This is a genomic window from Paenibacillus oceani, from assembly GCF_014705615.1.
GTDB classification, from domain to species: domain Bacteria; phylum Bacillota; class Bacilli; order Paenibacillales; family NBRC-103111; genus Paenibacillus_AB; species Paenibacillus_AB oceani.
This window is the reverse complement of record NZ_JACXJA010000042.1, coordinates 70,804-91,683: the sequence shown is the minus strand read 5'-3', so window position 1 is coordinate 91,683 and position 20,880 is coordinate 70,804. Positions and strand designations below refer to the sequence as shown.

Genomic DNA, 20,880 nt, shown 5'->3' with positions numbered 1-20,880 from the left:
TGAAGGTATGCGGACTAAGCGAAAGGGGAGAGCCGGATGAAAAAAGGGATTAATGTATGGTCATTTCCCGAAGGGATGGCGGCGTCCGATTGTATCCGCTTGGCCAGGAAAGCCGGTTATGACGGGATTGAGCTGGCACTGGCGGAGACGGGCGAGCTGAGCCTGGAGAGCAGTCCGGAGCAGATTCGTGAGCTGAAGCGGATTGCGGACGGAGAAGGAATCGAGCTTCCGAGCCTGGCCTGCGGACTTGGCTGGTCGTATGCGCTGACAAGCACGTCCAAGCCGAATCGCGACAAAGCGATCGATATCGTGAAGCGCCAGCTCGAGATCGCCGCGTTGTTGAAAGCGGATACGATCCTCGTGGTGCCGGGTGCGGTAGGCGTCGACTTCATACCCGAAGCGGACGTGACCGAATACGACGTCGCTTACGAGAATGCGCTGGAGGCGCTGAGCGGCTTGGCGGAGAGCGCGAAGGCGGCGAACGTTTCGATCGGCGTCGAGAACGTCTGGAACAAATTTTTGTTATCCCCGCTCGAGATGCGCACGTTCCTCGATTCGATCGGATCGGAATGGGTGGGAGCGTACCTGGATACCGGAAACACGCTGTTGAACGGTTATCCCGAGCATTGGATCAAAATTTTAAACCGCCGGATCAAGAAGGTGCATTTCAAAGATTTCCGGCGCAACGGTGCCGGGCTGTCCGCTTTCGTCGACCTGCTCGCCGGAGATGTCGATTACCCGGCCGTTACCGCCAAGCTGCGGGAGATCGGCTACAGCGATTACGTCATCGCCGAGATGATACCGCCTTACCGTCATTTTCCGGAGCAGATCGTATACAATACTTCGCTCTCGATGGATGCGATACTCGGGAGAACACAGGAAGGAGCCGGGCCTACATGATCAAGATCGGATTGATCGGCGCAGGGTTTATGGGATCGATGCATGCGTCCTGTTATGAGGCGCTGCTCGGACGAGGGGATTTTCAAGTGACGGCGGTTGCCGATGTGGAGGCGGACAAAGCGTCCCGGCTCGCCGCCAGGCTGGGAGCCAAAGCGTATTCCTCGGCGGAGGAGATTCTGCGCGATGCGGACGTGAACGCGATTGACATCTGCCTGCCTACTTACCTGCATGCCGATACGGCCGCTGCGGCGATGAACAAAGGGTACGCCGTCTTTATCGAAAAGCCGGTTTGCCTGAACGAGGAAGAAGCGCAGCGGCTGCTCGCGCTGCAAAAGGAAACCGGCGTACAAGCGATGGTCGGACACTGCATCCGGTTTTGGCCGGAATATATGGAGCTTCGGCGGTTGGCGCAGGAAAACGTCTACGGAAAGCTGCAATCCGGCGTGTTCAAACGAATCAGTCCGCGTCCCGGCTGGGCGTGGCAGGGTTGGCTGCATGAACCGGCGAAAAGCGGCTCCGCAGCGCTCGATCTTCACGTACACGACGTCGATTTCGTCCGGTCGCTGTTCGGGGAGCCGGAGCGGTTGAAGGCGGAGACGGTGACGAAGGACGGAGCGAACGGCCATATTTTCAGCCTGTATCGGTATGAGGATGCGGTCGTTTCCTTGGAAGGCGGCTGGAACTACCCCGAAACGTTCCCGTTCGAGATGTCGTTCCGGGTCCAATTCGAGAGAGCGACGGTCGTCTTCAGCTCGTCCTCGAGCCCGGCGATGCGCATCTACGAGCAGGAAGGAGCCGTCCTGGAGCCGGATCTGAGCGTAGCGGACGAAGCTGCCGCGACCAGCGAAGAGGGAGGCAACATCTCGAGTCTGGGCGGTTACTACAACGAGCTGGCCTATTTTCTCGATTGCCTGACCAGCGGCCGGAGTATCGAACAATCGACGCTGAAGGACGGCTGCGACTCGCTTCGTCTGACGCTGTGCGAAATTGCGGATGCCAAGCTATAAATTGATCTTGCGGGAGGAACCCCTATGAACGTGCTGGCAATTGCCTGCCATCCGGACGATCTGGAGATCGGATGCGGAGGTACGCTTGCCAAGTATGCGGCGCTCGGACATTCGGTGACGATGGTTCATGTCGCGAACGGCAACAAAGGTCACAAGATTATTCAGCCGGATGAGCTGCGTCTGATCCGGGCGAAGGAAGCGCAAAACTCCGGGGCGCTGATCGGCGCCAAGGTGTTCAGTATGGATATAGCGGATCTGAATGTGAAGTCCGATGAGGACGCCCTGATCCGCAAGCTGGTTAACGTGATACGTCAGACGGAACCGGATATCATCATTACGCATCCGCCCGAGGACTATATGAAGGATCATATGGAAGTTTCCAAGGCGGTGTTCGACGCCAGTTTCTGCGCGACGGTTCCGCATTACGAAGCGGACGTTCCCGCGCCGGCGAATGCGAAGGTCGCCCCGATTTATTATATGGACACGCTGGCAGGCGTCGGTTTTTTGCCGACGGAGTACGTCGATATTACCGATTATATCGACACGAAGCTGGCGATGAACGCGGCGCACGAAAGCCAGATCAAATGGCTGTATGAGCACGACGGGATCGATTTCCTCGATTTTGTCAAAACCGTCTCGAAGTTCCGGGGGCTGCAGTGCGGAGCCGGCTTCGCGGAAGGGTTCGTACCCTGCAAAGCATGGCCGAGAATGACGACGGTGCGTCTGCTTCCTTAGAGGGGCGGCTTCAATTAATGATGCGGAGGTGTGCTGGATGGACTTTATGTCTACGGTAAAAGGCTCGATGCTGGAAGGGTTTTATCCGGACGGCTGGAATATGGCGAAAATAGATGCATGCTGCGACCATCCGCCGGAATCGATCGGCGAGCGGCAATCGTTCTGGCACCGGGATTTCAAACCGGTTCCGTGTGAGAACGTACACGACTTCGATATGATGATGGGACATGAAATCGCTCAAAATATACGCCGGACGAAAGAAGCCGGCAAAAAGCTGGCGATGATCCTGCCGGTCGGTCCTATGGGAATGTACAAATGGGCGGTTTATTTTCTGCAGGAGTGGAATGTGGACTGTGCTCACGTATACGGCTTCAACATGGACGAATGGAGCGACGCCGAAGGCAATACGCTGGAGCCGACGAATCCGGGAGCGTTTCAATATGCGATGGAGCAGGCGTTCTACGGCCCGCTCGGGGCGCTTACGGTCCCGCCGGAGCAGCGCAACTTCGCGACCAAAGCGAACTTGCCGACGTATGCGGACAAAATTGCCGCACTGAAAGCGGAAGGCGCGGAACTGATTACCGTGTTCGGAATCGGCCGGATGCTGCACATCGCCTTCTGGGAACCGCATTTTGCCGCAGAGTACGACAGTTCGGAAGCGTGGAGCCGGGACTTCTACCGGATCGGCGCGAAGCTTCATCCGCTGACGATCGAGCAAAATGCGATCACCAGCTTCAAAAGCCGGACGACGCTGGTCCCATGCCGCGCGAACACGATCGGCCCGGGATTGTTCCTCCAGTCCGACCGGATCATCGGGGGATGCGACGGAGCACTGGGCCGGGGGATGATGTGGCAGGGCATGTCGCTGTGGATTACACTCCGGCACGGACCGGACCGCTGGCTGCCGTCGACTTATATGCCGACGCTGGCAGGCAAGCTGTTTTACTTGAAGGAGCTTGCGGGACCGCTTCAAGCGGAGTGCAACTAACGTCCCGGAAATGCTGGACGCGACCCGTTTCAACGCAGGAGTGACAGCCCGTTGAGACAGACCGCGATCCGAATAGAAACTTGAAAACACCTTCATACTAACTTAAAGCTGTCGAAAACAGCCACAGTAGGATGGAGGTGTTTGTGTTGTCAAAAAAATGGAAAACGGTCGTGCTGGCGATCGCGATCGCAGCTGCAGCGCTGACGATGATCTGGATTGTACCCGACGATGCGGCGCAGTCTTTCAGCGATCAGACGATCCGCTACGGCTCCACGGGCTCTGACGTCTACGAGCTGCAGGGCCGGCTCGGCTATCTGGACTACTATCGGGGCCGGATTGACGGAGATTTCGGCTGGCAGACGGACCGGGCCGTGCGCGATTTTCAATACAAATTCGGGATGAAGGTCGACGGCGTCGTTGGGCCGAAGACGAAGCTGATGTTGTGGAAGGCGACGCAAAACTGGAGACCGGGAACGGCAACCGGCGGAGGAGGAGGCGCAGCAGGAGGCGGCGGCGGTTCGGTGACGGTAAAACCGACGGGCTTCTCTGAGGAGGATATCCGGCTGATGGCCCATGCCGTATACGGGGAGGCGCGCGGCGAGCCGTACACCGGGCAGGTGGCGGTAGCGGCCGTAATCTTGAACCGGGTGAGAAGCCCTTCGTTTCCGAACTCGGTATCCGGCGTTATTTTCCAGCCTGGCGCATTCACGGCCGTTGCCGACGGGCAGATGTGGCTCACTCCGAACGAGACGGCATACAAGGCTGCACGGGATGCGATTAACGGCTGGGACCCGACCGGCGAAGCGCTGTATTATTTCAACCCGGTGACGGCTACATCCAAATGGATTTGGAGCCGCCCGCAAATTAAACAAATCGGAAAACATATTTTCTGTAAATAATAAACGGCTTGTTCAAGGGTCAATAGTATGTCACAAATTGCGTCGATTGTCGGTATTGACATACTATTGATTATTAATGATACAATATTGGGGAGGAGTTCGTACAAGGGGGAAACAATGTGGAGAGAGAGTTAGCACTGGAGGTCGTCCGGGTTACGGAGACCGCGGCTTTGTCGGCAGCCCAATGGATGGGCCGGGGGAAAAAAAATGAAGCGGACGCCGCAGCGACGACGGCTATGCGGATGATGTTCGATTCCGTCTCGATTCGCGGTACGGTCGTGATCGGGGAAGGCGAGATGGACGAAGCGCCGATGCTGTACATCGGCGAGCAGGTCGGGAACTTGCAAGGCCCGGAGGTGGATGTGGCGGTTGATCCGCTGGAAGGGACGAACATCGTTGCCCGGGGGCTCGACAATGCGATATCGGTGCTTGCTATCGCGAATAAGGGGCATCTTCTGCACGCTCCGGATATGTATATGGAGAAGCTGGCGGTCGGGCCGGCTTGTGCGGGCAAGGTGGATCTCAACGCTCCGCTGGAAGAAACGGTGCGCTGCGTCGCCTCCCTACTCGGCAAAAACTTGAGCGAATTGACGGTTATGATGCTGGATCGCGAGCGTCACGAGCAGATCGTAAAAACGCTCCGCAAGGTGGGCGTGCGGATCAAGTTCATAACGGACGGAGACGTGGCGGGAGCGATCGCGCCGGCGATGCCGTCCAGCGGAATCGACCTGTTTGTTGGCTCCGGGGGAGCTCCCGAGGGCGTATTGGCCGCAGCCGCCTTGAAATGTTTGGGCGGCGAGCTGCAGGGCCGTCTGATGCCGGGCAATGCCGGGGAATATCAGCGCTGCGTCAGTATGGGCCTCCAGGACCCTTATAAAGTATTAACGATGGAAGATATGGTCGGCCGGGAGGACGTCATATTCGCGGCGACCGGAGTGACGTCAGGCAGCTTCCTGCAAGGCGTCAACTATTTGTCGGGCGAGCGGGCCGAGACGCATTCGCTCGTCATGAGAGCCAAAACGCGTACGATCCGCCATATTCATACGCAGCATTATTTGCCGAACAAACATATTGTGCAGATTGCCTCCGAGGGCAAATAAACCGCTGCCTTCGCAGCATATGGAAAAGCCTCCGCGTCGGAGCCGGGTTGCCGGCACGCGGAGGCTTTTGTCGTATAGGGAATGAGGGCTGTCGCCCGGGAAAATCTGCGGATTAAGGCTTAAGCAGATCTTCGATCGAGTCGATATCCATGTAGCTCGGTACGACAAGTCCGGTTTTCGTTCCGTTCAAGTTCGGGCCGAGATCTTCGACTTTGTCTTTGTACTTGCTCAAATAATCCGCATGCGTCGTAGGCAGCCAAGCGGCAACCATCGCATCGGTATCGCCTCCGGCAATCCCCGCCCACATCGGTCCGGCCTCGACTTGCAGCGCCGTTACTTTATAGCCGAGCTTGCTTTCCAATACGGCCTTCACGACATGGGTGCTGGCAATCTCCGAATCCCAGGCGACGTAGCCGAGCTTGAGCGATTTGCCGCTCGCCAGGGCCAGTCCTTCCGTCCAGCCGTTGACTTGGTCCGGATTCGCCTCGACCCATTCCTTAGCGGCTTCTTCCGGCTTTTTGCCGCCCTGGATCGCGGACATGACGACCGCCATATCCTCCGGCGTCCATTCGAATTTGTCCAGCACCGTGTAGGCGGACGGATGATCGGCTTTAAGTCCGAGCCGTGCGAATGTATGGATCTGCTCATCGCCGCCAAAGACGTTTTTCGGATCTTTCAAATACTTCAGCTCGTGCTTGGCGAACATCCAGTGCGGTGTCCAGCCGGTTATGATGATCGGCTTCTTGTCTTTGATCGCTTTCTCGAGCGCGGCGGTCATAGCGGCCCCGGAACCTTCAACGAGCTTCCAGTCCTTCAACCCGTACGTGTCGATCGCTTGCGCCGTCGATTTCATGATGCCCGCCCCGGGATCGATCCCGATAATTTGCCGGTTCACTTGCTCGGCGATCGACTTGGTCGCTCCGGCATCGGCGGAGCCGTCCGGGCTGCCGCCCGAAGGTTTCGAGTTGGAGCAGCCTGCGGCGATCGCCGCTAGAGTAAGGACAGACAGAAAGAAACGTTTCGTTTTCATTTTCATCATTGGTTAGGATCTCCTTTTTCGTTCAGATTTCATCAAACGTTGGGTGAAACGGTCGAGCATAATCGCTACGATCACCACGGCGAGCCCGGCTTCGAAGCCTTCGCCGATTTTGAGCTGTGTCACGGCCCGGTATACCGATGCCCCGACGCCTTGCGCGCCGATCATCGACGCGATGACGACCATCGAGAGAGACAGCATGATCGTCTGGTTGACACCCGCCATAACCGTAGGCCAGGCGAGAGGCAGTTCGACCTTCAGCAGCTTCTGGCCGGAGGTGGAGCCGAAGGCGTCGGCCGCTTCGCTGAGCTCGGCGGGCACCTGCTTGATGCCCAGATGCGTCAGCCGGATCGTCGGCGGAATCGCGAAGATAACCGAGGCGATCACGCCGGGAACGACCCCCAGTCCGAAAAACATTACGGCCGGAATCAGATACACAAAGGCGGGCATCGTCTGCATAAAGTCGAGCACGGGCGTGACGACGCGGGATACCGTCTTGCTTCGCGAGCATAAAATACCGAGCGGAATTCCGAATACGATCGATATGAATGCGGAAGAAATAACGAGAGCGAGCGTATCCATCGTCTCCGACCAGAAGCCGAGGTTGACGATCAGGTAGAGGCCGATCGCCGTAAAGGCGGTTAGCGGCCAGCGCCCCAGCTTGTAAGCGACCGCAGCCAAGATGACGATAAACAATAGCGGCGGCATGAGATGAAATAAATAAGAGAAGCCGTTGACCAGCCCTTCGATGACCGTCGCCATCAGTTCGAACACGCCGGATAAATGATCCATTAGCCAATCGACGAAAGCCTCGATCCACCGGTCAAGAGGTAACTTCGGTAACATTTGCGCTCACCTCCGTCCTGGTGATCTGGCCGGCCAGAGCGCCGAGCACGGCTCCGCGCACGATGACGCCGACAAGCCGGTTCGAATCGTTAACGACGGCTACGGGCAGCTTGGCGGCGCCGCACAGTTCGAAGAGATCCGCCAGAAGCGTCTGCGGGCTTACCCGGGGCACGTCAGCAATGACGATATCGCCCAGCGATTTGTTCGTCCGCACCGCTTCGGATGCGTCTTCGGCCGAGATGACGCCGAGCAGAGTCCGCGAACGGTCGACGACGAACAGGTTGGATATTCCAAGGTCCCTCATAAATTGCAGGGCGACACGCGGTCCGCGGTCCGGACTGATCGTCTCGGGACGGCGCATCACATGTTCAGCGGTTAATACTTTTGACAAATCGACGTCTTCGACAAACCGCTCCACGTATTCGTTGGCCGGATGAATCATAATCTCTTCAGGGGTGCCTACCTGTACGACGGCCCCGTCCCGCATCAGTGCGATTTTGTCACCGATCCGCAGCGCTTCGTCCAGGTCGTGGGTAATGAAGATGATCGTTTTTTTCATCTTCAGCTGCAGCTCCAGCAGTTCGTCCTGCATGCTGCGGCGAATGAGCGGATCGAGCGCGCTGAACGCTTCGTCCATCAAGAGCACTTCCGGTTCATTCGCAAGCGCACGGGCCAGACCAACCCGCTGCTGCATGCCGCCGCTCAGCTCGTCAGGCATCTTGTCGGCCCAATCCCCAAGGCCGACAAGATGCAGCGCACGCAACGCTTTCTCCTTGCGTTCTTTTTTGGGAACGCCCTGAACTTCCAGCCCGAACTCCGTATTGTTCAGTACGGTGCGGTGAGGCAGCAGCGCAAATTTTTGAAATACCATGCTGATCGTCTTGCGCCGCAGGTCCCGCAGCTCTTGCGGAGTCATATGCATAATGTTTTTGTCCCGCACCCGAATCTCTCCCGACGAAGGCTCGATCAGCCGGTTCAGCATGCGGACGAGCGTCGATTTCCCGCTCCCGGACAATCCCATAATGACGAATATTTCTCCTTCTTCAATCTGCAGGCTGACTCGATTTACCCCCAGTACAAGTTGTTTTTCCTTGGCCAGCCGTTCTTTCGTCCAGCCTTCTTCCAGCAGCTTGACCGCCTGATGAGGGACGGCTCCGAACAGCTTGCTTACATCGCGCAGCTCAATGAATGGCAATTGGCCCACCTCTTTTCTATATCGTTCCTGAAAAGCTACTCGTACATTGTAAACCTAAACCGATAAAAATATCAACAGAAAAAACTTTATGTATAGAACGTACAGAAAAAACTGTACAAACTTAACGACGGTTAACTCCGGTATGCTCCATCTTTCACTAGCATCCGTTCCTTTACTTTCCCAAACGCTTTTCTTACAATAACAATAGAACTCGGGCAAGGATGCGGACGCCGCCATTACGTTCCTGGAGCCTGCAAGTGAGGAGGACGAAAGCCATGCACCCGTTCGAGGGAATATCCGAACAGCATACGCAGACGATCATGAAAGCCCGCAAACGCGTAATTGAAGCCATTGGCAAAAATATGGGCTTATACGGCGTTACGCTATCAGTCGGCCATCTATACGGCATGTTATTTTTCTCGGAGAAACCGATGACGCTGGACGAGATGGGCAAAGAGATGGAGATGAGCAAGACGAGCATGAGCACCGGAGTCCGGATGCTGCTCGACTTGAAGATGGTTCATAGAGTATGGGAGAAGGGCGCACGCAAAGATTTGTACGAGGCCGAGTCCGACTGGCACCAGACGTTCGCCGACTATTTCGCTATCGAGTGGCGGACTGCGGTGGAAGCGAACGTTCATGCGTTGAACCGGTCGGCAGGAGAACTGCGCCGTCTGCTCGAAGAGCACGGGGGCGACGAAGCGCTTGCTTCGGCCGTCTCCAAAGATTTGGAGAAGATTGAATCTGCGCTGAGCTACTACGATTGGCTGGACCGGCTGATCGATACGCTGGAATCGGGCAAAATTTACGACCTGGTACCGAAGGAAAAGCCGTAGCATAGCGGACGTTGCGGCTGCACCGGATAGCAGCGGGCAAGCAGAGTGCCCGTCGGGGCTTCGCCGGCCTGTTTTTTCATAGGCAGCCCGGCTTGGAAGGAAGAAGTCCTTGAACAGGATGAGGGAGCAGCCGGAATCAGGTATATGTTAGACGGGGAGACGCTCGCTGCGATGCGGGCGTTTTTTTTGTGCGCATATATTCGTAGGCCGTTCTTCTTATCAGCTCGGCCATGCGCTTTTGCTAATAGGCAGGCAGGAACGGAAAAAAGGTGATTAGATAGATAAATAGCGGGTTGATCCCAGACCGTTCGGAATCCATAGTTATCCGTAGGCGTAGTGGAAGAGTGACTTCCGCTAATGCCCCAATGCAAGAGACTTTCACACCTTAGCGGAATTATGGTTTCCGTTATTTCGGACTTGTAGGGTGTTGAAGGCGATTATACCAGAAATAGCGGAACAAAATTTTCCGTTATGCGTATATTTTCTGGCGTGAACAACAAATAACGGAAGTAAAACTTCCGGAAGAAGTTTCTTACATGCTGGATTGGAGTTTGTTTTTTTGCCACCATGCTTGAATTGACAACCCGACTGTGGCCGAACGGCTGGAGCAAAGTCCCCATTGCCTTCCACGCTCAACGTATGGGCTTGCACGACAAAAGGACCGTCCGGGCGACTTTCCTTTCCCTGATGATTTTTTTAATGCGGCTCTGTGCGGATCAGGGCGCTTCGATGGCTGGGCGGGTGCCGTCAGCGCGGCAGATAATGGAACGAGGCGGCATCTAAGGTTTACAGATGATTAAAAGTTAAACGTTAATGTTATTTAAGTTAAAGAGTATAATCTTGAAATAATTATTGAAATTATACTTAACGTGTACTATACTGGCCTTACATTAACGAAAAAGGAAGAGGAACCGTGATCACGATCAAAGATATCGCCAAAGCTGCCGGCGTCACTTATGTAACCGTATCCAGAGCACTGAACGACGAACCGGGAGTCGGAGAGCAGACACGGCAAAAGATTAAAGCGATCGCAGAGAAGATGAACTACGTACCAAGCCTGGCGGCCAAAAAGCTCGTACAACGCCAGCCGAATACGATCGGCCTGATCTGGCCTCAGATCAAGGGGATGTTTTTTTATGATCTCAGCTTTGAGCTCCAGCAGGAGGCGTCCCGCCGCGGCTTGCAGGTCATTTTATCGATGGCGAAGCCCGAGGAGGCATTGCGGACGTTTAATCATTACTTTGTCGATTATGTAATTTTTTGGCGGCAACTTTTTAACCCTACTCTCGAGTTTTTACAGGAAAAAGAAAAGTTTCGCGGCGAAATGCTGTTGATTGGCGGCTGGAAAACGGATAAAGCCCATAGCATAACGATTGACCGAGCAGGAGGATTCCGCGATGCGGTACATCATTTAGCTGGCCTTGGCCATAAGCGTATTGCTTTTGTAGGTATGCCCGACCTTGACAAGCATAACGGATACATGCAGGGGATGGCGGAGCTGAAGCTGGACTTTAGCCCTGAATATGTGGTGGTCTCGGACGATCCGTCATTCGAGCAAAAGCTGAGCGATATGATGTGCAGTGCGGACAAACCGACCGCTTTGATCGTCGATTGCCACGGGATTTTGCATGAAATAACCGGGAAACTTAAAAAATTGAACGTGCGGATTCCAGAAGATTTGTCTCTGGTCGTGTATGACGATACCCAACTGCAATTTTTCGATATCCCGCTGACGACGGTCGGCCCTTCGATCCCAGAGCTTGCGGCGAGATCGTTTGATATTTTGACCGGTGCGGCAAATCGGGAAGACGGCCCGCGGTGGATAGAAGAAGAGATAAAGTCGAAGCTCACTCCGAGAAGCTCTACAATTCCATATACGGGTCGCTAAGGCCCTATATTTTGATCTAACAGTAATCGGTTACTATAGAAAAATGCAGCTTATTGATGAGAGGGGAGATGTCCGGGCGGATCGCCGGGCAAACAGTCGGACAAGTAGAATCAAACCTAGACTTAGACAAATAACGGCACAAACCTATTCCTATCCGAACGAACCGCTTAAACTTTGGTTGCTGATTGCATTAGGGGAACAAAAGGTCACGAACAACAACAAGGAGGGTGTATGATCCAATGAAAAAAAGAATGCATAAGGTACTGATTTTTACGATGACAGTCGCGCTGCTCGGAGCCTGCTCCGGAGCGGGAAGCGGGGGGGACGGAAACAAAGCGAAAGAGGGCCAAGGGACGGAGAAGCCGGTGAAGGATATAACAAAAGAACCGGCGGAAATCGTATTTTATTCCAATAACGGCGACCCGACGGAAAGCTTCGATTTCCGGTTCGGCGACTCTCTTCGCAAAAAGTTCCCGAATTATACAATCAAGTACATTATGAGGGGACAAGGAACGAATTTGCCGGAATTGCTCGCGGCCGGCACACGATTTGATATCTTCTTTACAACAATCGGCAATTTTGAAAATTTTGCGTTCGATAGTGCCATCGAATACGATATGACCGGGCTGATCGAGAGCAGTAAGGTAGATTTGAACCGGTTTGAGCCGACCATCATCGATGCGATCAAGCAAACTTCAGGTGGCAAGATGTACGCTTTGCCTGTGTTTAATACGAATCTTGTTTTATATTACAACAAGACGTTGTTTGATAAATTCGGCATCGCTTATCCGAAAAATGGCATGACTTGGGAGCAGGTAACCGAGCTGTCCAAAAGATTAAGCCGAAGCGAAGGCGGCACGCAGTATTATGGCTTTACCCAATCGCCGTTGCATTCCGTGAGGATGAGACAGCTGCCTATTCCTTTAGCAGATTTGAAAACGGATACACCGACTATCAACACCGACGACAGGTGGAAAACGTATTTCCAAACCGTATTTATAAATCCTACTAGTGAGCCGACTGTACAAGATATGCTGCTCAAAGAAAACAAAGTGCCTAGCGCCGCCGAATTCGCCAAAACGAAAAACGTCGCGATGTTCAACTATGTATCGAGTCTCATGACCGTTTGGGAAAAAGAATTCAAGGAATTGGACTGGGACATGGTGTCCATGCCGACTTTCAAAGAGCTGCCGGGCGTAGGCTCGCAATCGTATCCGGCTTATTTCGGCATAACGAAGATGGCGCAAAACAAAGAAGCGGCGATGGAAGTGCTGAAATATATGACGTCGGACGAATTCCAGACGGAGCTTGCCCGAAAAGGGATTATGCCTGTGCTGAAAAACGAAACGATCCAGAAGGAGATGGGCAAAGAGTCACCGTTCAAGGACAAAAACTGGAGCGCCGTCTTCTATAACAAATTCGCGCCGATTCCTCCACTCGTTCCTTACGAAGCTCAGCTTGCGGGCGTTTACCAGTCTTACGGGACGAAGACCCAGATCGGAACGCTGGATTTGAACACCGCGATGAGACAAGCGGAAGAAGATGCCAAGAAGCAAATCGCCGACTTCAAGCAAAAGCAGGTCAAGTAATCGGATTGACAGGGGACAACCGGAATGTTCCTTCTAATCGGCGGGCGGCAACGCCACGGTAACGGGCTCCGTCTACTTGCAGAACGACTCATCGCCTGACGGACTTACTCCGTAACGTGATAGGCTGCACGCATCCAGTAAAATGATCCAGCAATCCGCACAATCCCTTCTTGCGCCCGGTTATCGTACCGGGACGGGAAGGGATTTTTTAGGATAATGATGATGTTCTTAACCGTCCTAAAGTGGAACAATGTCCATACTTGAAAGGGAAGTAAGCATCATTCTACTAATACAGAACGGTGCGGCATAGGGAAACAAGCAAAAGGTAGATGATAGATGGATAGATAATAAAAGGTAGATGATAGATAGACAGATAGACAGATAGACAGATAGACAGATAGACAGATAGACAGATAGAAGGCGGGCTGGTCCCAGATCGTTCGGAATTTAGAGTTATCCATAGGCCTAGCGGAAGAGTGACTTCCGCTAATGCCCCAATGCAAGAGACTTTCACGGCTTAGCGGAACTATGGTTTCCGTTATTTCGGACTTGTAGGGTGATATAGGCGATTTTACCGGAAATAGCGGAACAAAACTTTCCGCTATGCGTATGTTTTCTGCTGTGAACAACAAATAACGGAAGTAAAACTTCCGGTTGAAGCTTCTTTACATGCTGGAATGGAAGTCGGTTTTTGCCACAATGCATGAATCGACAGCCCGACTGCGGCCGAACGGTTGGATCGAACGCAAGTAGGGAACACGGATTTCCACCGTTACCAGGAACGGCATATGTTGGTATGCCGACAAGAAGCGCCGGAGCTTCGTCTTGTTGCCGTATGTTTACGGTAACGACGATTAGGTATCCATGCTCTTTTAAGCGCAGTCGTAGGAGTCTTCATATCTTGCGAAATTTAACGCTGAATTATCGTCATCCGCACAGGTTGGCAAATGGAAGGCCGTGCTGTAAACTGGAAATAGAAACGATCACAAACGAAAACAACAGTAACGAAAAAATCGGCTTTTTGTCCGACCGATTTAGGAGGAACTATTCGATATGTTTGCAGAGGAAAGGTACCTGCGAATTATGGAAGTCGTGAACCGGGCCGGCAAGGCGACGGTAGCGGAGCTTAGCGATGCATTGGGGGTGTCGCCGGTTACCGTAAGACGCGATCTGGAGAAGCTGGAGGAGAAGGAGCTTTTGATCCGCACGCACGGCGGGGCGATGGCGCTTCATTCGCGAATCAGCGAGGTGGCGAGGGAGAAGTCGTTCTCGGAGAAGGAGGAGGCGCTGGCCGACGAGAAAGAGAGAATCGCCGAAGCGGCGGCCAAGCTGGTGAACGACGAGGACGCGGTGCTGCTTACCGCAGGGACGACCAACATGATGCTCGCCAAGAAGCTCGCCGGCAAAAAGGGGCTGAAAATCGTTACGAACGCCGCCAACATCGCGGTGCAAATCGGAAGCTACTCCGACTTTGAGGTGATTCTGATCGGGGGCAAGCTGCGTCGCAAATCGTACGCCCTCGTCGGTCCGCTCGCCGAGAACACGCTGGCGAATATCCGCGTCGACAAGCTGTTTCTCGGCGTAGACGGATTCGACCTGAACGAGGGGCTGACGACGCCGAATTTATCCGAAGCGAGCATGGACCGGAGCATGATCTCGATCGCCAAGGAAGTGATCGTCGTAGCTGACCACAGCAAGTTCGGGCGGGTGTTTTTCTCCCATGTGGCGCCGCTGTCGTTCGTCCATACGGTCGTGACCGACCGGAAGCTGGACAAGACGACGTGCGATCAGATTCGTGATCTCGGCATCCAACTGATCGTCACGTAACCGCGGTGTACGAAATCACCAAAAAAACGTTTGTCACGTTTTAAAGGATCGGCTACAATGAGAAAAGAAGCAAAACGAAACAAAACACTCAAAAAAGTAAGACTACCGGGAGGAACCATTCATGCCATTAGTATCATCGACACCGTTGCTCCAAGCCGCTCGCGCCGGCGGATATTGTATCGGAGCCTTTAACGTGCACACGCTGGAAATGCTGCAAGCCGTCGTGGAAGCGGCCGTCGAGACGGATTCGCCGCTGATCATCCAGTCGACCGTAGGCACCGTCAAACATCTGGGACCGGAATATATTGCTGCGGCCGCTACAGTCGCATCCAATATGAACCGGATTCCGATCGCGCTTCATCTCGACCACTGTACGGAATTCGATCTGATCGTCCGCTGCATCCGCGCCGGTTATACGTCGGTTATGATCGATGCATCGCACTCGCCGTTCGATGAGAACGTCGCCCAGACGTTACGTGTCGTGGAAGTGGCAAGACCGGCCGGCGTGAACGTCGAAGCGGAGCTTGGCAAAGTGGGCGGTGTCGAGGACGATATCGTCGTCGCCGACAACGAAGCACTGATGGCCGATCCGGATGAATGCGCCAAATTCGTCGAACTGACCGGCGTCCCAACGCTCGCGCCGGCGATCGGAACCGCGCACGGCATCTACAAGGGCGAGCCCAAGATCGATTTCGAGCGGATTAAGCGGATCGCAGACAAAGTGGATGTTCCGCTCGTGCTTCACGGCGGTTCGGGCATTCCGGAGGAGCAGGTCCGCCGGTGCGTCGTGCTCGGCATGGCCAAGATGAACGTCGCCACCGAGCTGCGCATCGTCTTCTCCGACGCGATCAAAGCGGTTTTCGCGCAAAATCCGGAGGAGAACGATCCGCGCAAATATATGGTGCCGGCCAAAAAAGCGCTTAAGGAAGCGGCGATTGAAAAAATGCGGTTGTGCGGCAGCTTCGGCAAGGCAAAAGATTTCCGTTAATCCTTACCCGAACTCGAAAAGGGGCGCTCACGATGAAGGTCTATATCCTAACCGATATGGAAGGAATCAGCATGGCGTACTACTGGGAGCAGGTGAAGGGCGGCGAGCCCTTTTACCCCCGGTACCGGCAGATCCTGACGATGGAGACGAATGCGGCGGTCCAGGGCGCGTTCGCCGCCGGCGCAACCGAAGTTATAGTGAACGACGGCCATGGCGCCGGCGGACCGGAATACAACCTGATCTGGGAAGAGCTGGACGAGCGGGCGTTCATCGAGAAGCCGGATTCCTCCGCCAACATTCTTCCGTCGCTCGACGAATCCTTTGACGCTCTGCTGCTGGTGGGCTACCACGCGATGGCGGGCACCCCGTACTCCGTCATGCCGCATACGCAGAACAGCAAAGCCTGGAAGTCGTTCCGGCTGAACGGCACCGAATGCGGGGAGATCGCCCAGATGGCGCTGATCGCCGGGGAATACGGCGTACCGGTCGCTTACGTAAGCGGAGACAAGGCGGCGGTTGCGGAAGCGAGAACGTTTTTCGGCGATGATCTTCCGGCTACGGTCGTGAAGGAAGCTTTTGCGAGCGGAAGGATTAAGAGCCTTAACCCGAGAGAAGCGGCAAGGCGCATCCGCAGCGAAGTCGAACAAGCACTGAAGCTGCCGAAGCGGAAGCCGTATTATTTCCCGGGTCCGTACCGGATGGAGATCGAATTCAATACGAAGGAACAGGCCGACACGCTGAAGGACAACGTCCGGGCCGCCAGGCTAAACGATACGACCGTCGCTTATTCGGCGGATCGCGCGTCGCATATCCTTCATCTGTAAGTCCCACTATAACGGAAAAGGAAGCAACCCATGGCTCTTATAACGACCGTGACGCTTAATGCGGCAATCGACAAAACGTATTATATGGAGAAGTTTCCGCTCGGCAAAGTATCGCGGGTGTCTACGATGATCAGCGTGCCTGGCGGCAAAGGTATTAACGTCGCCCGAGTGGCGCATCAGCTCGGCGGCGAGGTGCTGGCGAGCGGATTCGTCGGCGGCAGCAACGGCGCCTATATCGTGAAGGAACTGGACAAATCGGGGATCTCCAGCGATTTCGTAGAAGTCGAAGGAGAGTCGCGGCTTTGTCTGAACATGATCGATCAGTCGGAATCGACCTCGACGGAGCTGCTTGAGCCGGGACCGGTCATTACCGGGGAGCAGATCGCCGAGATGAAGGCGAAGATCGGTCTCCTTGCTGCCAAGTCCGCGATCGTCGCTTTCTCCGGCAGTCTGCCGAAGGGAGCTCCGGCATCGCTGTATGCTGAGCTGATCGGGATCGCCAAGGCGGCGGGAGCGCAAGCCTTCCTCGATACGAGCGGCGATGCGCTGCTGGAAGGGGTGCGGGCCCAGCCGTATTTCATCAAGCCGAACGAGGACGAGGTGGAGAAGCTGATCGGCCGCAGGCTGGAGCAGGAATCCGACGTGTACAGCGCCATCGGTCAACTGATGGAGCAAGGCATCGGCTGCGTCGTCGTGACGCTTGGGGCCGGCGGCTCCGTCGCCGGTTACGGCGGACGGCTGTACCGGGTGCGGGCGCCACGGATCGAAGCGGTGAATCCGGTCGGAAGCGGCGATTCGTTCGTCGCCGGCATGGCGGTAGCGACCGCAGCGGGGCGGACGTTCGATCAGGCGATCCGGCTGGCGACCGCTTGCGGCACCGCCAATGCGCTGAACGTGCAAGCCGGGGATGTCCGTCAAGACGACGTCGAGCGGCTGCTCGAGCAGGTGCAGGTTGATTTGATATCCTAACGCCAAACAGGCCGGTCCGTGTGACCGGCTTCTTGTTGTACAGGGGTGTTCAGCAGGGAAGGGACGTCGACTTTTCGTTATTCGCGTATTATGTCTTTTGCTTGCGGGAAAAGCATGTTAATATTAAATATAGTGCTATAAGAGGTTGTTCAAAAAGTCCACTTTTGATCACGAAGCGGATCTGGAAGCGTATTCGACATCGAATATGGAATTCAGCCGGAATTTCCGGTGCTCACAAAAGTTTCCACTACGCTCCGCTCCTCATTTCCTAGCTTCATCCAATCTTCTCGGTGTTGAAAACCGGACATTTTGAACTCGCACTATAACGTGTTAACGTATGGAAACAGGGGGGAACGCTTTTGTTGAAGAGAACGTTGGTCGGCCTAATCCGCAGTCACGAAGCAACGGGTGACAAAGCCAGGGATCCGGCGCTTAAAACGAGATATTACAAGCTCCAGAAGGAGAAGTTATGGGACGAAGTGGTCTCGCTCCTCAAGAAGCTGCCGAAGTATACCGTTCTCCACGAAGTGAAAAGTGTCGGCGAAATCGTCGTCTCCAAACGGACAATGACCGGCCGGACCCAAGATATTACTTTGACCCTGCTCTCGATCAGCCCGGTCAAATCTTCGATCGATATTTATTCGGCTTCCCGCGGCTCGCTCGGCGACCTGGGCTCGAACTACCGGACGATTCTCGAACTGTTCAAGGTGTTTGACTCCAAGCTTTCTTCTTATAAAACAGATGCCTAAACAAAAACAGCGGCTGGAATGACATTCCGTACCGCTGTTTTTGTTTGAGACGCTTACTATCGGATTATACCAGTTTCTTAACCGCTTCGAGAGCAGCTTCGTAGTTCGGATGCTCGGTCATCTCGCCCAAATACTCGACATATTGAACCGTGCCGCTTGCATCAACAACGAAGATGGAGCGCATCAGCAACTGCAATTCTTTGATCAGCACGCCGTAAGCTTGGCCGAACGACTTCGCCTTGTAGTCGGACAAAGTCTCGACTTTGTCTACGCCGGCAGCGCCGCACCAGCGGGCTTGCGCGAACGGCAGGTCGACGCTGATTGTCAGGATCGCCACTTGGTCGCCGAGACCGGCTGCTTCTTCGTTGAAACGGCGGGTTTGCGCGTCGCATACGCCCGTGTCCAGCGAAGGCACGACACTGATCAGCAGTACTTTGCCTGCATAATCGGCGAGTGTCGTTTCGGTAACGAGGTTTTTATTTACTGTAAAACCAGGAGCTTTGTCGCCGACTTTAATTTCCGGGCCGATTAGTGTAATCGGGTTTCCTTTAAACGTGGCCGCTCCAGCGCGTTCTTGAGTCATAATGATCATCCTCCTGCGAATGATAAAGTTTGGCAATCACTAACTCATTATATCGGAACGCCGGGACGGTTGTCCAATAACGAAACGAATCTCCACATTCGCAAGAAACGGCGGAATATAGCGCCCTGGCGAAGCCGTCTCTTGCAGCTCAGGCGAGGTCTCGTCCGCCACTGTGTCCGAACAGTCCGGTAAGGCCGAACAAGCCGAGCAGGCCGAGCCAGCCCCAGCCGGGGCCTCGACTGTTCGCCGCATACGCGCGATAATTGTTCACTGACCGTGTCCGGCATTTGGCTCGGGACCGAGCATATTGTATGATACAAATGGGGGATCTACCCGACTTGAACGTGCGCGGAGGAGAATACGATGCTTTTTTTGCGATACGAGAGCTTCAGGCAGTATATACGATGGTATCCGGTGACGACAATCATTCTTGCGATCAACATTGTGCTCTATATAGGGATGGAGCTGTATGGCAGCACTCACGATTCGATGACGCTGATCCAGTTCGGGGCGCTATTCAGCGAACCGCCGTTTTCCGGGGAATACTGGCGTTATTTCGCCTCCCAGTTTATCCATATCGGCTTTGATCATTTGCTGTTCAACTGCTTCTCCCTGTTTGTTTTCGCGCCGCCTCTCGAAAGGCTGCTCGGGACATGGAAATATATCGTGTTTTATTTGGGCAGCGGCTTTATCGGCAATCTGTCGACGCAGCTGTTCTACAACCAACCGGAGCCGCTCGTATCCGCAGGAGCGTCCGGGGCGATCTACGGCGTGTTCGCCGCGTATTTGTTCATTGCGCTGTTCTACAAAAAGGCGCTCGACAAACAGTCCTCATCGACGATCAAAACGGTCGTAATCGTAGGCTTCATCTACTCGTTTCTTATACCGCAGGTGAACCTATACGCGCATATCGGCGGTTTCGTGGGCGGATTTCTGCTGTTCGCCCCGCTGTTCCGCAAAATGCCGGGATAATACAACTTACGGGCTGGAGGATCGAAGGTGGAGCTAAGACAACTGCAATATTTCGTTAAGGTTGCTAGAAAACAGCATGTGACGCAGGCGGCGGAAGAGCTGCATGTGGCCCAGTCGGCGGTCAGCCGGCAGATCCATCAGCTGGAACAGGAACTCGGACTTCAGCTGTTCGTCCAGAAGGGGAGGAATTTGCAGCTGACCCCTGTCGGCAAATTGTTTTTGAGCCGGGTGGAGGAGCTGCTGACCGGGCTGGAGAAGGCGGTCGGGGAGATCAAGGAGTTTCTCGATCCGGAAGTAGGGGAGATCGGTCTTGGTTTTCCGCACAGTCTCGGAATCAGCCTCGTGCCGTCTGTCGTTGCAAGCTTCCGCAAAGACCATCCGAACGTCAAATTCCGCCTGAAGATGGGGACGTTCTCCAGTCTGATCCGGGACGTCGTCCGGGGCGATGTCGACATGGCGTTTATATCCCCCTTCCCGGAAAATAACGATCAGGTCACCGGCGAGGTTGTGCTGACCGAGGAGCTGTACGCGATTCTGCCGAGCAGCCACGTGCTGGCCGATTATCAGTCGATCCGCCTTGAACAGCTGCGGGGCGATTCCTTCGTACTGTTCAACGAAAACTATTCGCTCCGCTCGATCGTATGGGAAGCGTGCCGCAAAGCCGGATTTTCGCCGACAATCAGCTTCGAAGGGGAGGAGTCCGATACGATCCGCGGCCTGGTCGCGGCGGGGATGGGCGTCAGCCTGCTGCCGGAGATGGCTTTGACCGAGATCAGCCCGCTTATGCCGGTGAAGGTGAAGGTAACCGAACCTCATGTGACGAGAACGATCGGTCTGATCCGCAAATCGGGACAAAAGCTGCCGATCGTCGTGGAAATGTTCCAGCAATTTTTGTTCAGCTATTTTAAGCTCCGGTGATTGGCGAAGCTGCTTGGAGGAGAACGCCGCT

Annotated in this window: 21 protein-coding genes; 16 read left to right on the top strand and 5 right to left on the bottom strand. The window is 54.7% G+C overall.

Annotated elements, in window-relative coordinates; all coding sequences use genetic code 11:
- Positions 1-36 precede the first annotated feature (36 nt).
- The 6 genes from IDH45_RS26140 to glpX all read left to right on the top strand — a co-directional run bounded on the left by IDH45_RS26140 (position 37) and on the right by glpX (position 5,629).
- The gene (locus IDH45_RS26140; RefSeq protein WP_190931090.1) at positions 37-900 is read left to right on the top strand and encodes a sugar phosphate isomerase/epimerase family protein; all 864 of its coding nucleotides are present in this window, start codon (positions 37-39) and stop codon (positions 898-900) included.
- Complete coding sequence (locus tag IDH45_RS26135) at positions 897-1,907, top strand: Gfo/Idh/MocA family protein (protein ID WP_190931089.1); 1,011 nt, start codon at positions 897-899, stop codon at positions 1,905-1,907. Before IDH45_RS26140 ends, IDH45_RS26135 begins: the two co-directional genes overlap by 4 nt.
- 24 nt (positions 1,908-1,931) lie before the next feature.
- Positions 1,932-2,642 carry a PIG-L deacetylase family protein gene (locus IDH45_RS26130; protein ID WP_190931088.1) on the top strand — a complete coding sequence of 237 codons (711 nt, stop codon included), beginning with the start codon at positions 1,932-1,934 and terminating at the stop codon, positions 2,640-2,642.
- 37 nt (positions 2,643-2,679) lie between these two features.
- Positions 2,680-3,630 carry a sugar phosphate isomerase family gene (locus IDH45_RS26125; RefSeq protein ID WP_190931087.1) on the top strand — a complete coding sequence of 317 codons (951 nt, stop codon included), beginning with the start codon at positions 2,680-2,682 and terminating at the stop codon, positions 3,628-3,630.
- 206 nt (positions 3,631-3,836) lie between these two features.
- On the top strand, positions 3,837-4,529 hold the full coding sequence (sleB, locus tag IDH45_RS26120) for a spore cortex-lytic enzyme (protein ID WP_223836973.1): 693 nt from the start codon (positions 3,837-3,839) through the stop codon (positions 4,527-4,529).
- A gap of 119 nt (positions 4,530-4,648) precedes the next feature.
- Positions 4,649-5,629 (top strand): class II fructose-bisphosphatase, encoded by a 981-nt coding sequence (gene glpX, locus IDH45_RS26115; protein WP_190931085.1) that lies wholly within the window; start codon positions 4,649-4,651, stop codon positions 5,627-5,629.
- A gap of 112 nt (positions 5,630-5,741) precedes the next feature.
- Here the strand turns inward: glpX and IDH45_RS26110 are convergent, their stop codons facing one another.
- The 3 genes from IDH45_RS26110 to IDH45_RS26100 are packed head-to-tail and all read right to left on the bottom strand — an operon-like array spanning position 5,742 to position 8,706.
- Positions 5,742-6,665, bottom strand: coding sequence for a glycine betaine ABC transporter substrate-binding protein (locus tag IDH45_RS26110; protein WP_397327108.1), 924 nt, complete (start codon positions 6,663-6,665; stop codon positions 5,742-5,744).
- 6 nt (positions 6,666-6,671) lie between these two features.
- Positions 6,672-7,511, bottom strand: a complete 840-nt coding sequence (locus IDH45_RS26105; protein WP_190931084.1) for an ABC transporter permease — start codon at positions 7,509-7,511, stop codon at positions 6,672-6,674.
- Positions 7,489-8,706 carry a quaternary amine ABC transporter ATP-binding protein gene (locus tag IDH45_RS26100; protein WP_190931083.1) on the bottom strand — a complete coding sequence of 406 codons (1,218 nt, stop codon included), beginning with the start codon at positions 8,704-8,706 and terminating at the stop codon, positions 7,489-7,491. Before IDH45_RS26100 ends, IDH45_RS26105 begins: the two co-directional genes overlap by 23 nt.
- A gap of 275 nt (positions 8,707-8,981) precedes the next feature.
- On the opposite strand from IDH45_RS26100, the gene IDH45_RS26095 reads away from it, so the two are divergent.
- From IDH45_RS26095 to IDH45_RS26060, 8 genes are all read left to right on the top strand, one after another.
- Positions 8,982-9,542, top strand: a complete 561-nt coding sequence (locus tag IDH45_RS26095; protein ID WP_190931082.1) for a GbsR/MarR family transcriptional regulator — start codon at positions 8,982-8,984, stop codon at positions 9,540-9,542.
- A 913-nt stretch (positions 9,543-10,455) separates the two neighbouring features.
- On the top strand, positions 10,456-11,430 hold the full coding sequence (locus tag IDH45_RS35100) for a LacI family DNA-binding transcriptional regulator (RefSeq protein WP_190931081.1): 975 nt from the start codon (positions 10,456-10,458) through the stop codon (positions 11,428-11,430).
- Between the two features lie 239 nt (positions 11,431-11,669).
- Complete coding sequence (locus tag IDH45_RS26085) at positions 11,670-13,019, top strand: ABC transporter substrate-binding protein (RefSeq protein WP_190931080.1); 1,350 nt, start codon at positions 11,670-11,672, stop codon at positions 13,017-13,019.
- Between the two features lie 1,053 nt (positions 13,020-14,072).
- Complete coding sequence (locus tag IDH45_RS26080) at positions 14,073-14,846, top strand: DeoR/GlpR family DNA-binding transcription regulator (protein WP_190931079.1); 774 nt, start codon at positions 14,073-14,075, stop codon at positions 14,844-14,846.
- A gap of 121 nt (positions 14,847-14,967) precedes the next feature.
- Positions 14,968-15,834, top strand: coding sequence for a class II fructose-1,6-bisphosphate aldolase (gene fba / locus IDH45_RS26075; protein ID WP_190931078.1), 867 nt, complete (start codon positions 14,968-14,970; stop codon positions 15,832-15,834).
- A gap of 32 nt (positions 15,835-15,866) precedes the next feature.
- Positions 15,867-16,658: a M55 family metallopeptidase gene (locus IDH45_RS26070; RefSeq protein WP_190931077.1), complete on the top strand. Its 792-nt coding sequence runs from the start codon at positions 15,867-15,869 to the stop codon at positions 16,656-16,658.
- 30 nt (positions 16,659-16,688) lie between these two features.
- Positions 16,689-17,627 carry a 1-phosphofructokinase gene (gene pfkB, locus IDH45_RS26065; RefSeq protein ID WP_190931076.1) on the top strand — a complete coding sequence of 313 codons (939 nt, stop codon included), beginning with the start codon at positions 16,689-16,691 and terminating at the stop codon, positions 17,625-17,627.
- A gap of 359 nt (positions 17,628-17,986) precedes the next feature.
- On the top strand, positions 17,987-18,376 hold the full coding sequence (locus IDH45_RS26060) for a DUF1499 domain-containing protein (RefSeq protein WP_190931075.1): 390 nt from the start codon (positions 17,987-17,989) through the stop codon (positions 18,374-18,376).
- A gap of 64 nt (positions 18,377-18,440) precedes the next feature.
- Here IDH45_RS26060 and tpx read toward each other — a convergent pair whose 3' ends face one another.
- Both tpx and IDH45_RS35355 read right to left on the bottom strand, forming a co-directional pair.
- A complete protein-coding gene (gene tpx, locus IDH45_RS26055) occupies positions 18,441-18,959 on the bottom strand; it encodes a thiol peroxidase (protein WP_190931074.1) in 519 nt (172 codons plus the stop codon).
- A gap of 148 nt (positions 18,960-19,107) precedes the next feature.
- Entirely contained in the window at positions 19,108-19,230 is a 123-nt protein-coding gene (locus IDH45_RS35355; RefSeq protein ID WP_397327106.1) for a hypothetical protein, read from the bottom strand.
- Positions 19,231-19,322: 92 nt separating this feature from the next.
- On the opposite strand from IDH45_RS35355, the gene IDH45_RS26050 reads away from it, so the two are divergent.
- Complete coding sequence (locus tag IDH45_RS26050) at positions 19,323-19,931, top strand: rhomboid family intramembrane serine protease (protein WP_190931073.1); 609 nt, start codon at positions 19,323-19,325, stop codon at positions 19,929-19,931.
- 27 nt (positions 19,932-19,958) lie between these two features.
- Entirely contained in the window at positions 19,959-20,849 is an 891-nt protein-coding gene (locus tag IDH45_RS26045; protein ID WP_190931072.1) for a LysR family transcriptional regulator, read from the top strand.
- Positions 20,850-20,880: the final 31 nt, after the last annotated feature.